At 42.0% G+C, this 13024-nt stretch carries 12 protein-coding genes; 10 read left to right on the top strand and 2 right to left on the bottom strand.

The genetic code is table 11. The features are described from left to right. Nucleotides 1–309: 309 nt before the first annotated feature. Nucleotides 310–972 carry a YczE/YyaS/YitT family protein gene (locus ACTU7M_RS00125; protein ID WP_443472337.1) on the bottom strand — a complete coding sequence of 221 codons (663 nt, stop codon included), beginning with the start codon at nt 970–972 and terminating at the stop codon, nt 310–312. A gap of 231 nt (nt 973–1203) precedes the next feature. Here ACTU7M_RS00125 and ACTU7M_RS00120 point away from each other — a divergent pair, with 231 nt between their 5' ends. The 6 genes from ACTU7M_RS00120 (at nt 1204) to ACTU7M_RS00095 (ending at nt 7347) form a co-directional block, all read left to right on the top strand. Beyond that, nucleotides 1204–2013 carry an aldo/keto reductase family protein gene (locus ACTU7M_RS00120; protein WP_443472336.1) on the top strand — a complete coding sequence of 270 codons (810 nt, stop codon included), beginning with the start codon at nt 1204–1206 and terminating at the stop codon, nt 2011–2013. 15 nt (nt 2014–2028) lie between these two features. Beyond that, on the top strand, nt 2029–2316 hold the full coding sequence (locus ACTU7M_RS00115) for a GNAT family N-acetyltransferase (protein ID WP_443472335.1): 288 nt from the start codon (nt 2029–2031) through the stop codon (nt 2314–2316). 69 nt (nt 2317–2385) lie between these two features. Beyond that, complete coding sequence (locus ACTU7M_RS00110; protein ID WP_443472334.1) at nt 2386–4149, top strand: ABC transporter ATP-binding protein; 1764 nt, start codon at nt 2386–2388, stop codon at nt 4147–4149. Then, the gene (locus tag ACTU7M_RS00105) at nt 4094–5932 is read left to right on the top strand and encodes an ABC transporter ATP-binding protein (protein ID WP_443472809.1); all 1839 of its coding nucleotides are present in this window, start codon (nt 4094–4096) and stop codon (nt 5930–5932) included. Before ACTU7M_RS00110 ends, ACTU7M_RS00105 begins: the two co-directional genes overlap by 56 nt. Continuing rightward, on the top strand, nt 5922–6521 hold the full coding sequence (locus ACTU7M_RS00100; protein WP_443472333.1) for a ribonuclease H1 domain-containing protein: 600 nt from the start codon (nt 5922–5924) through the stop codon (nt 6519–6521). The genes ACTU7M_RS00105 and ACTU7M_RS00100 overlap by 11 nt, the downstream gene beginning before the upstream one ends. Before the next feature lie 307 nt (nt 6522–6828). Further along, on the top strand, nt 6829–7347 hold the full coding sequence (locus ACTU7M_RS00095; RefSeq protein WP_443472332.1) for a DUF7010 family protein: 519 nt from the start codon (nt 6829–6831) through the stop codon (nt 7345–7347). Nucleotides 7348–7420: 73 nt separating this feature from the next. Here ACTU7M_RS00095 and ACTU7M_RS00090 read toward each other — a convergent pair whose 3' ends face one another. After that, on the bottom strand, nt 7421–8284 hold the full coding sequence (locus ACTU7M_RS00090; protein ID WP_443472331.1) for a PPK2 family polyphosphate kinase: 864 nt from the start codon (nt 8282–8284) through the stop codon (nt 7421–7423). Nucleotides 8285–8448: 164 nt separating this feature from the next. Between ACTU7M_RS00090 and ACTU7M_RS00085 the strand changes: the two genes are divergently transcribed. From ACTU7M_RS00085 to ACTU7M_RS00070, 4 genes are all read left to right on the top strand, one after another. Next, the gene (locus ACTU7M_RS00085; protein ID WP_443472330.1) at nt 8449–9216 is read left to right on the top strand and encodes a glucose 1-dehydrogenase; all 768 of its coding nucleotides are present in this window, start codon (nt 8449–8451) and stop codon (nt 9214–9216) included. Between the two features lie 136 nt (nt 9217–9352). Beyond that, on the top strand, nt 9353–9979 hold the full coding sequence (locus ACTU7M_RS00080) for a GntR family transcriptional regulator (RefSeq protein ID WP_443472329.1): 627 nt from the start codon (nt 9353–9355) through the stop codon (nt 9977–9979). Between the two features lie 112 nt (nt 9980–10091). Next, nucleotides 10092–11279, top strand: a complete 1188-nt coding sequence (locus tag ACTU7M_RS00075; protein WP_443472328.1) for a quaternary amine ABC transporter ATP-binding protein — start codon at nt 10092–10094, stop codon at nt 11277–11279. 1 nt (nt 11280) lies between these two features. Next, on the top strand, nt 11281–12999 hold the full coding sequence (locus tag ACTU7M_RS00070; protein WP_443472327.1) for an ABC transporter permease/substrate binding protein: 1719 nt from the start codon (nt 11281–11283) through the stop codon (nt 12997–12999). Nucleotides 13000–13024 lie beyond the last annotated feature (25 nt).

The following is a 13024-nucleotide window of genomic DNA, read 5'->3' as shown; positions in this document are numbered from 1 at the left end:
TCTTTATAGACTTTAACCGGTTCTTTTTTTTAGTGTGGACGACGATTAGCAATTTTATAAAAAGCTAATCGTCGTTTTTTGTCCTAGGTGCGGCGTTCAGCATAAAAAATTATGGGAACGCCGCTTTTTTGCGCGAAATGCGGCGATTAGAAAAAATAGGGACCACGAACGCCGCATTTTCACCTCAAATGGGGCGTTTAGCGATTGGAAAAATTTTAATCGCCGCACTACAGGCACAAAATGCGGCGTTTAAAAATTTGTTCAGTCTCAACGCCGCACCTGAATCAAAAGGGCTTGCGTCACAAATTTTTACACTAACTCCTCTTCCTGCAAAAAGGCAGTCATATATTTTTGGAAATTTTTAGAAACCCATCCAATGATTTTTCCAATCGATACGGAAGCAATAATGGTTCCGAGTCCAATCGAACCTAAAGAACCCAGGTAGGCTAAACAAATAATGGTCGCAACAATAACGTTTGAAATATCACCTGTTATTTTAGCTTTACCAAAGGGCATCTTGTATTCACGACTGATTACTTTTGTCAGTTCATCGTAGGGCATCAACGTGAACTGTGCATTTGAATAGCCAAACAATCCAAACGCAACAGTGAACAAGCTCAGAATCAAGTAAAACCATTGCAAGATTACGGTCGATGGGACAGGGAACAGGTTCGTAGCTATGAACATTGCTGTATCTACAAAGAAACCGAATAGAAAGGCAATAACAAGCTGTACGAAAATATTTTTTAAATCCAGACGTTTTATGATAATGATTTGAATAGCGATGAAAAGTACATGAGCAAAAATAGTAGTTGCTCCCACTGACAAGCCACTAACGAGTGAAAAAGCGTAAGAAAGCGAAGAAACCGGGGATACACCTAGATTTGCATAAATAGATAAACTAACGCCCATCGCCAGCATAAAGAGACCAACGATATATAATGTAACCCGTTTCAAAAGTAATTGACTCAAATTTATTCCTCCTTAGAAAGTCCTTACATCATATATTAGCACGATTTTTTGGATAAAAACTGCATCAAAATGACTTTAAAAGCTAGTATTTAGAACAAATAGTTAAAGTCCAGCCTATTGATTGCTTTTATAAATGATTTATGAAGTAGTTTTTATGGAAGTCAGAATCCATGAGCTATTCCCGTGTCAATGTTATAATGGAAGCAACATCTGACTTTTGGAGGCGAGATAATGGAAACAATTACATTAAGAGGCGACGTAGAAATGCCGATTATTGGAACAGGCACGAATACTTATGGGAAAGAAAACAACAAATACGATGGCGCCATCACTGGCGAAACTACAGAATTAGATAGCGCAATTGCGGCAGGGTACCGTCATATTGATACTGCTATTTCTTACCGCAACGAAACGGTAGTAGGAGATGCTGTAGCAAAAAGTGGTATTGATCGTGATGAATTTTTCTTGACCTCAAAAATTCCTGGTAAACCGGAATATGTGGGGACCGATGAAGCTGTTCATAACTCCGTCAAGCATAGTCTAAATGCCTTGAGAACGGACCATATTGACCTTTATCTTATCCATCATCCTTGGGAAGACCTGGATGAAATGGTTTATGTTTGGAAAATACTGGAAAACTATGTGGATGAAGGCGTATTGCGAGCGATTGGTGTCTCAAACTTTGATGAAACGCAACTGCAATATATTCTTGATCATGCGCGCATCAAACCCGCAGTTAATCAAATTCAATCACACCCAGGCAAATGGAATCATGGTATAATAGAGTTCTGTCAAGATAAGGGAGTTGTTCCGGTCGCATGGGGACCACTTTCCCGTGTTAAAGATGAAGCCCGCCATAAATTGGGCGAAATCGCTAAAAAATACGGAAAAACATGGGCGCAAGTCACGTTGCGTTACCAGATTGAGCGGGGCGTAGTCGTGATACCTAAATCCCACAATGCCGGACGCCAACAAAAGAATCTTGATATTTTTGATTTTTCTTTGACGGAAGAAGAAAAAGCTGTCATTAGTCAATTATAGAAGGGATTTAACGAGATGGATTTTTTAAAAGTTGGAAATGGTTATGTGCTGAATGACGAAAATGGTACGCAAGTCGCGGAAATTACTTATTCACCAGCCAACGATAAATTCGTTATCGCGGATCATACCTTGGTGGCGGAGCACTTGGAAGGGCAAGGAATTGCAGGGAAACTCTTAGATCATCTTGTGATGGAGATGGAAAAAGAAGGTAAAAAAATTCTGCCCTTGTGTCCGTATGTCGTACGTAAATTCGAGCAACAACCGGATAAATATGACCACATTAATTATCATAAACAAAAATAAGTTTTGTACTAACTTGGAAACTTTCCGCTCCTTTGGAAAGTTTCTTTTGGTGAGTAAGAGGGGGAAATTATGTTTGCAATATTAAAAAAATTAGGCTGGTTCTTTAAGCTTCGCTGGAAGAGTTATGCATTTGGGGTGTTCGGCTTAATTGCCGTGGCTATTCTGTCGGCCGTTACACCGTTGGTACTGGGAAGTATCATTGACCAAATGGTAAATGGTAGTTTGACTTTTCAAAGTTTGGCACTTCAATCAGGGATGATATTGGTATTTGCGATTGCCATGTATGGCTTACGTTATGGTTGGCGGGTTGCGATTTTCGGTAATTCGACGTTACTGGAATCCATCATGCGGAACCGGTTGTTCTCGCATTTTACAAAAATGGATAGCCAGTTTTTCCATAAGTACCGTACCGGTGACCTGATGGCGCATGCGACCAATGACTTGGCAGCATTGCGTTTTGTAGCGGGTGGGGGAATTCTTTCCATCACAGACTCCATTTTCATTGGCGGAACAACGTTATTCAGTATGGTCTTTTTCGTAGACTGGCAACTAACACTCCTGACAACATTGCCGTTCCCATTATTGATTGTAGCAGCACGTTATATGGGGAAAGCGATCAACAAACGCTATCGTAAATCGTTGGAATCTTTTTCGCAAATGAATAACCGCGTCCAGGAAAGTGTTGGCGGTATGAAAGTAATCAAGACTTTCGGTGAAGAAGATGCGCATTACGATGACTTCACAGCTGATATTGATAATGTTATTGCGAAGAACCGAGCTGTTTACCAAGTAGATTCCGCTTATTCGCCCATCATCGAGGGGATTACCGGTTTGACCTATGTATTGACGCTCTTTTTCGGAACGTATTTTATTTCTATTGACCGGATTTCCATCGGGCAATTGATTGCTTATTTCAGTTATTTATCAATGATGACTTGGCCATTATTGGCAATCGGTCGGGTTGCGAATACATTGGAACGTGGGAATGCCAGCTATAATCGGGTTACGGATTTATTATCACAAACTTCAGCTTTAAAAGAAGCTAAAAACCCAATCACAACACCTGTCACAGGGGATATAGATTTTATGATTGATTCCTTTACTTACCCGGATGGGAAAAATGTTGTCTTGGAGAATGCACACTTCCATCTGGATTCAGGAAATACATTGGGGATTGTGGGCCATACCGGTTCTGGTAAGAGTACAATCTTTAAGTTGTTGTTAAGGGATTATGATGGTTATGACGGAAAAATTTCCTATGACAAAAAAGATATCAAGCAATACAGTCTGGATGCAGTATCACATGGATTTGGTTATGTGCCACAGGGAACGTTTCTGTTTTCCACAACCGTACGTGAAAATATTCGCTTCGTTAACCCACAGTTAACACAAGAAGAAGTAGAAAATTTTGCGAAATTGGCAGATATTCACGATGATATCAGGCAATTCCCCGAAGGCTATGATACGCAAGTAGGTGAACGTGGGGTTTCATTATCGGGTGGGCAGAAACAGCGGATTGCGATTGCACGGGCATTAGCGACACAAGCGGAATTCTTGATTTTGGATGATGCTTTGTCTGCGGTGGATGCACAAACCGAATCACGCATATTGGATAATTTGCGCGAAATTCGTCGTAATGAATCAACAATTATTGCGACGCATCGTATCAGTTCAATTATGCATGCCGATGAGATTATTGTTTTGGATAAAGGCCGGATAGTAGAACGTGGTACACATGCGCAACTATTGGCAAATCAAGGCTGGTACAGTGAAATGTATGAAGAACAACAATTGCAACAAAAAGTGGACCAAGGAGGCGAAACGCTTGGCTGAGAGAAGAACAAATTTTACAATGAATGAACAAGCGCATATCCTCAAAGGACTGCTTTCTTTCACGAAAAATTATTGGCAACCATTTGCCCTATCGGTATTGGGTATGACGGCTGTTTCAGCAATCAATGCCTATTTGCCGGTGATGATTCAACGCTACATTGATAATTACTTGGCCGTTGATGAGGCTACTCTAGAGATAACAATACGGATTTCCTTGTTTTATCTGGGTTTTGTCATTTTAAAATTACTGTTGGTTTATATTAAAGATTATGCGTTTAAGATTGCTTCGGAAAAAACCGTAGGAAGTATGCGGAACCGGGTCTATCACAAGGTTGTTCACCTGGGAATGCGTTATTTTGACCAGACGCCGACTGGTTCGGTTGTTTCGCGGGTAACGAATGATACAGAAACAATCAAGGAATTCTGGAACGTGTTCTTGACGTTCCTGGATGGTTTGTTAAATGCTGTTTCGATCGGGATTGCAATGTTTGCGTTGAACGCACGCTTGGCCTGGATTTTTATGGGCTTTATTCCTATTGTGATTGTACTGATGTATCTCTATCAAAAGTACAGTACCATCATCTATGGCCGGATGCGGGAAGCACTTGGTCAAGTGAATGCCAAACTGAGCGAGTCCATCACGGGTATGGCAATTATTCAACACTTTCATCAAGAGAAACGTATGAAGGAAGAGTTTGACGGGGTGAATCAGGAGTATGTTTCAGCGCGGATCAGTATGTTCCGTATGAACGCTTTACTGTTGATGCCGGCTGTGAATTTGATTGAAGCAGTCGCTTTGTTTATCGTCCTATGGGTTTTCGGGATTCAATTTTTAGACATGACTGTTACCGATGTCGGAGTCGTTTATGCCTTCACATCCTACTCAAAATCATTCTTCCATCCAATTGGAAATATGCTTGATAGTTTGAGTGTTTTCCAGGATGGTTTGGTTTCTGGTTCACGGGTACTGGCTATCCTTGACCGAGAAGATGATGCACCGCAAGCAGTTACGGGAGCAGAAGGCCAAATAACAAACGGAAAAATCGAAATCAAGGATTTATCATTCTCGTACGATAACGAAAATGATGTCTTGCACGACATTTCAATCACAGCCAATCCAGGGGAAACCATTGCCTTGGTGGGTCAAACGGGTTCAGGCAAGAGCTCGATCATTAATGTTTTGATGCGTTTTTATGATTATCACCGTGGGGAAATTTTACTGGATGGAAAGTCGATTCGTGACATCCCGTTGGAGAGTTTGCGTGAAAAAATGGGCTTGGTACTGCAGGATAGTTTCATGTTCTTTGGTAATATCGCGGATAATATTCGTTTGCATGGGGATTATACCGAAGCAGAAGTACGAGCGGCAGCTGAGTTCGTTAACGCGGATGGCTTTATTTCCGAGCTCGAAGGTGGCTATGATGCCAAAGTGATTGAGGGCGGAAATACCTTTTCCACAGGTGAGAAACAGCTACTGAGTTTCGCACGGACGATTTTACGCGATCCGAAGATTTTGATTCTGGATGAAGCGACCGCGAACATCGATACGGAGACGGAAAAGAAAATCCAGCTAGGTCTTCAAAATATGCGAAAAGGGCGTACAACAATCATCATTGCCCACCGTTTATCCACAATTCGTGATGCGGACAAGATTTACGTATTGCGTCATGGGCGCATTATTGAAGCAGGAAACCATGAAAGTTTGATTGCGGAGCGTGGCGTTTACCATGATATGTATCAATTGCAAACTTTCCAGGAAAAAGGAGAAGAAGATGGCGAGTAAGTTTTATGCAGTAAAGAAGGGCCGCCAGCCGGGAATTTACATGACTTGGCCGGATGCCCAAAAACAAGTGGCAGGTTTTTCGGGGGCGCAGTTTAAATCTTTTGCAACCGAAAAAGAAGCGCGTGATTTTATCGAACCACCAGCTAAGCCCGCTGTCGATTGGCAAGCTGATGATACGATCGAAGCTTATGTGGATGGATCGTTTGATAGGTTAGGTGGGCGCTATGCTTACGGTGTGGTCATTGTTAAGGATGGCGACATTGTAGAAACCTTTAACAAATCAGATAACGATTCCCGTTATGTGGAAAGTTTCCAAATAGCAGGCGAAGTTTTCGGCGCGCTGGCTGCCATTCGTTGGGCGATTGACCGGGGATTTAAAGCCATCAACATTCGTTATGATTATTTAGGCATTAAGCAATGGGCGACGGGTATGTGGAAAACAAACAAACCTGTTTCAAAGGATTATGTGGCGCAGTTCAAGGAACTTGCCTCACAAATCGCGGTTCATTTCCAAAAAGAAAAAGCCCACACTGGGGTAGAGTACAATGAGATGGCGGATTTGTTGGCCAAGAAAGCATTGAACAAATAATGTATTGAGCCGGGAGGGTTTCCCGGCTTTTTTTGGTTAATTAAACCATTTGCCCACTAAATTTAGATTAAAATGGTCTAATAATGGTTAATTAAACCATTTGAAGTAAAAAATTAGGATGAAATGGTTTAATTCTCCATAATTAAACCATTTGGGGTAAAAATTAAGGCCCAAATGGTTTAATCATTTCATTCGTATAAAATTTGGATTTCAAAGTCTAGAGAATAGCCTCAGCAATTATTCTTTTCAGGGGAATTCCGGTAAGATAAAGGTGAGGAAATGGGACAACTTAAGTTAGGAGGACACTATGGGAAATTTACTGCTACAACTTTCAGAAACGAATTATGGAGGTGCGCCATTCCTGTTTGCCTATGGATTAACTTGGATTATTTGCGGTGTTTTGTGGACGAAACTAAAACCTGCACCAGCTGCGTTAGCAACTCTTTTTCAAGGCATGGTGGCTTTGCCGTTCGCGCTATTACTTATGGGCCTCATCGGGGCTTTTAAGGACAGGCCGGGACTCGGTATTTTGAATGACTTGGTTATTATTGTAGCTATGAGTCAGTTATTGGTGTTGCCTTTACTGGTGGCATTTTTTCGCAAGAAAAACTATACGCTCATACCTTTTGTTTTTAGTGCGGCTGGGGCCGTTCATTTTTTGATGTATGCTTGGCTCTACCAAACACTTGTCTATATTGTTATGCCGGTGATGATAGCGCTAGTTTTATCCGTCACGTATGCTGACACAACGAAAGCTGCTTCGAAAGCTTGTTATATGACAGGGATCCTATTACTCCTTTCTGCAAGTTATCTGCTATTCATGTAAATTAAGCTGAAGTGGAGCGTTTATAAATATAAAATACAATGAAAGCCGCATCTATGAAGCGTGCGGCTTGTTTCTATTCTTTCTCCAGTTTCTCAATTGCTTCTTCTAGTTTCTGCTTGTCTTCACCGGACATTACAGGATAGTGTGGGTCGATTTTTTCAAGTACATCGATCACGATTTCGGAAGCCACGTAACGGTTGAACCATTCGTTATCAGCTGGAAGGGCATACCAGGGCGCATAAGGTGTTGAAGTATGATTCAACATTTTCTCAAAGGCCTCCTGGAATTTATCCCATTTGTCACGGTCCACCATGTCGCTAAAGGAGAACTCCCAATGTTTCTCTTCATTTTTCATTCGCTCCAACAGACGTTTACGTTGTTCCTCTTTGGAGACTGACAAAAATATTTTTACGACTGGAAAACCATTTTCAACTAAATATTTTTCAAATTGATTGATGTGACGAGCCCGTGTTTCCCAAGGGGATTCGTTACCTTCAACCGATGCAGGCATCGGTATGCCGGACTCACCATCACTCACAATCGGCTGAATCAAATCTTCGTAGTAAGAACGGTTAAGAATCGCTACTTGACCCCGCTCGGGAAGTCCATCATGAATGCGCCAAAATAAATCGTGGGCAGCTTCTTCTTTCGTCGGTTCTTTCACGGAGGTTACTTTCAGTCCCTGAGCCAGAAGGTGTGAAAAAATGAAGGTGATGATTTCGTCTTTACCGGCGGCATCGATCGCTTGAAGCACAACTAAAATACCTTTTTTCTCCTCGGCAAAGAGCTTGGTCTGCAACTCACGCAACCGGTCAATACTATCAGGAATGAATTTCTCTTTGACTTCTTCCTCTTTCAACCCGGTTTCTTCAAAGGTACCGATATTTGCCAAATCAACAGCCTTATCTGGAGCAACTTTGTATTTATTTAGATCCATTTCATTTCCTCCCATTTATCCATTCTTAGGTTTATTGTAGCGGTAACCCAATCCCTTCCGCAATTAAAACGTCATGATACTGGTGAAGGAATTCACAAAAAACTGTCATTTTCACTATAAAAGCGCTATCATATAATTAGTAAAACATGACAGGAGGACTTGAGATGGGTAAATTAGCTGGAAAAGTAGCAGTCGTCACAGGAGCGGCGTCGGGAATGGGAAAAGCAATCGCTGAAATGTATGCCAAAGAAGGGGCAAAGGTTGTTTTGGCGGATTACAATCTTGCAGGGGCTCAAACCGCAACGGATGCTATCGTCGCAAATGGTGGGAAGGCAGTAGCTGTTAAGGCAGATGTTTCCAATTCGCATGACATCACACATATGATTGATACCGCTATTTCAGAATATGGAACGCTGGACATTTTGGTAAATAATGCTGGAATCATGGATGGCTTTGAACCTGTTGGGGAAATCACCGATGAAAAGTGGGACCATATTTTTGAAGTCAACACGAAAGGCGTGATGCGAGCCATGCGCGAGGCCATCAATTACTGGTTGGACAATAATCAAGCAGGCAACATCATCAATATTATTTCAACCGGTGGCTTGAACGGTGCGCATGCGGGTGTGGCCTATGGCGCATCCAAACACGCGGTAGTAGCCTTAACCAAAAATTCAGCTTTTATGTATGCACAAAAAAATATTCGGGTAAACGGAATCGCTCCAGGAGCCGTTGATACCAATATCGGATCCAGTATTACGGATATGAGCGAATTTGGTTTCTCCAGGGCAAAAATTGCTCACGGTGTCATCCCGAGCACAGGTAAAGCCGAGGATATCGGTGCAGTGGCGGTATTCCTCGCTTCCGACGATACATCATTCGTCAACGGTGCTATTATTGTGGCAGACGGTGGCTGGACAGCAGCATTCTAAGGTTTTACTTGACGAAAGCCTAATCTACCACATAGACTGATTAGGAATAGAATCTCATCAATAGATTGGGAAACAGTTCGATTCATTCTGTTTGCCAATCTTTTTTGTATCCAAAAAATTAAAAGGAGTCTTACATTTGAAAAATAAAATCGAACGCCCTGTTTATCAACAAATCGCATTAAAATTAGCTCAACGCGTGGCTGAAGGCACGTACCGAGAAGGTGACAAGCTTCATGCCCGGTCAACACTGGCCAAAGCTTTCGGCGTCTCTCCGGAAACTGCCCGCAAAGCTGTCCAAGTTTTGGACGATCTAGGTATCATGGATTCTTACCACGGAAGTGGCACTTATGTAGCCTCTCAGGAAAAAGCTGCGCAGTATGTGCGTCAATTCCAGGACAAAGAGACCATCGAGAATGTTCGGGGGAAATTAAAAGAGAGTGTGGCGCGTCAGCAACAAGAGTGGCAGACATTCAATGTGTTGTTAAATGAGCTCGTGGCACACACCCGTCAATCTTATGATCTTAATCCGTTTATACCTTATGAACTTGTCTTAACCAAAGAAGCGCGCCATCTAGGCGAAACCATCGCAGAAATCAATGTCTGGCAAGCTACAGGCGCAACGATTGTAGCCCTTTTGCAGGATGAAAAATTACTACTATCTCCCGGACCTTATGCCAAACTTAATGTTGGAGATACGATTTATTTTGTAGGAAATGAGTACTCCTTGCAGCGTATGCGTAATTTCTTCTACGAAAACTACTAGCCATTTCTTGCGCATTCCGAGCTTATAATTTTACATAAGTGACTATTCGTGTTATTGTGTTATAGTCACTTTTCAGAAAATGTAAAATTCAACTAAAGGAGTGTGAGAGATTTTGACGAAGTTAAAAGTAGAAAACTTAACCAAAATTTTTGGCAGGAAAACAAAACAAGCTTTGGAAATGGTGAAAAATAACGAACCTAAAACAAAGATTTTAGAGAAAACAGGCGCAACTGTGGGTGTCAATAACGTTAACCTAGAAATCAATGAGAATGAATTGTTCGTTATTATGGGCTTGTCCGGAAGTGGGAAATCGACTTTGATTCGTTTGTTGAATCGTTTGATTGAGCCAACATCGGGTGCCATTTATATAGATGGTGAAAACATTGCAGAATTAGATAGCGAAGGATTGCGTCAAGTGAGACGTGAGAAAATCAATATGGTTTTCCAAAATTTCGCCTTATTCCCACATCGTACAATTCTAGAAAATACCGAATTCGGTTTGGAAGTACGGGATGTCGATAAAGATGAGCGCCGTAAGCGTGCGGAAAAAGCTTTGGAAAACTCAGGATTGCTTTCATTCAAGGACCAATATCCCAACCAACTTTCTGGTGGGATGCAGCAACGGGTAGGCTTGGCCAGAGCTTTGGCCAATGATCCAGAAATCTTGTTGATGGATGAGGCCTTCTCGGCATTGGATCCATTGATTCGTCGGGAAATGCAGGATGAATTGATTGAACTGCAAAATACCGTTCAAAAAACGATTATTTTTATTACCCATGACTTGAACGAAGCCTTGCGTATTGGCGACCGGATCGCAATCATGAAAGATGGCGAAATCGTGCAGATTGGAACAGGGGAAGAGATTTTGACCAATCCAGCTAACGAGTATGTGCGTGAATTCGTTGAAGAAGTAGACCGTTCAAAAGTATTGACAGCAGCCAATATCATGATTCCAGCGATTGCATCAGTCGTTGAAAATAAAGGACCAAATGTCATCTTGAATGAAATTCGTCATGAAAAAACCAGTTTGGTTATGGCAATCAATAAAAAACGTGAATTGTTGGGCTATATTCCAGCTGAACGTTTGGTGGATGCGCGCCGTAATAACACATCCCCGCTGGAAATCATTGATACTAATGTGACCCGGGTAGCTCCAGATACACTGGTAGCAGACTTGTTTGAAATCATGAATGATTCACCGGCACCGATTGCGGTAGTGGATAATAATCGTCTCCTTGGCATTATTCGTCGCGGAACAATTATCGATGCATTGGCAAAAACGAGTGGGGTGAATAACTAATATGGATTTTTTAAGACAAGCATTACCTGTAGCACAATGGATTGATGAGCTGACGCGTTGGATGACATCTGCTTTCTCAGGACTGTTTGGTTTCATGCAAACGGTTGGAGAAACGTTGATGACGAGTATGACGGGCATGTTATTGCTGGTTCCGCCACTTGTATTCATTCCCTTACTGTCTCTTTTGATGTATTTTATTTCAAGAAAAAAATTAGGATTGTCAATTTTTACATTCCTTGGTTTATTATTTATTTATAATCAGGGCCTTTGGATAAACTTGATGAACACTGTCACTTTAGTTATCGTTGCAAGTTTGATTTCGATTGTGATTGGGATTCCACTGGGTATTTTGATGGCAAAGAGTTCAGTTGCCAATAAAATCATTACGCCGATTTTGGACTTCATGCAAACCATGCCTTCATTTGTGTATTTGATTCCAGCCGTAGCATTCTTCGGTATCGGAATGGTGCCAGGGGTATTCGCCTCTGTTATATTTGCCTTACCACCGACTGTTCGTTTTACGAATTTGGGAATCAAGCAAGTACCGGAAGATTTACGTGAAGCAGCCGAATCATTCGGGAGCACGGGTTGGCAAAAATTATTCAAGTTGGAATTACCTTTAGCAAAACAAACAATTTTTGCTGGTATTAACCAAACAACAATGCTCGCTCTTTCCATGGTTGTGACGGCTTCAATGATCGGAGCACCGGGACTTGGAGAAGGGGTATTGTCAGCCTTGCAACGTGCCGAAATCGGAAATGGTTTCGTCAGTGGGGTATCGCTCGTAATACTGGCCATTATCATCGACCGTATTACGCAAAACTTGAACCAACCACAAAATAGCAAAACGCCACAAGAAGCCAAGAAACGTAAACGCAACAGTATCATCGGAGCAGTTGTGGCTGTCGTTATGCTGATAGGTGGTACGGTGTACTATACTTTTTCCAAAGATACGAGTCGCGATGTAACGTTGAGTAGTGTGCAATGGGATAGTGAAATTGCTTCGGCAAACGTTGTGAAGGCAGTGTTGGAGGATTTGGGCTATAACGTAAACATCAGTTATTTGGATGTGGCTGTTATGTTCAGTTCCGTTGCGAATGGTGAAGCGGATGGTACGGTTTCACCGTGGTTACCTGTGACACAGGGTGCCATTTATGAGAAATATGCGGATAAGGTTGTGGATTTAGGGCCAAACTTAACCGGTGCACAAAATGGCATCACCGTTCCTGCCTATATGGATGTGGATTCGATCGCTGATTTATCAAATGAAGCAGGTCAAGTCATAACCGGAATTGAACCAGGAGCGGGTATTACCGGGTTGACGGAGAATTTGCTTGAAACGTATCCTAATATGAGTGATTGGACGCAAAAGACGTCATCTACGGGTGCGATGACGGTTGAATTGGGTCAAGCGATTGCGAATCAGGAAGAAATTGTCATTACGGGTTGGACGCCACACTGGATGTTTGAGCGCTATGACTTGAAAATGCTGGAAGATCCAGAAAATACGATGGGCGATGAAGAATCGATTGTGTCATTGGCTCGTCAAGGTCTAGAAGAAGATATGCCAGAAGTGTACCAAGTTTTGGATAATTTCAATTGGTCGCTTGAAGACATGCAAAGTGTAATGTTCGAGTTAAGTGAAGGAGTGGATCCGGAAACGGCTGCCCGCAACTGGATCGAAGCGAATCCGGAAAAAGTCGAAAGTTGGCTTAAATAGAAAAATTATTGCCGCACAGAGAAAT

This window comes from Jeotgalibaca sp. A122 (assembly GCF_052266715.1).
GTDB lineage: Bacteria > Bacillota > Bacilli > Lactobacillales > Aerococcaceae > Jeotgalibaca.
This window is presented reverse-complemented; position numbering and strand designations above follow the sequence as displayed.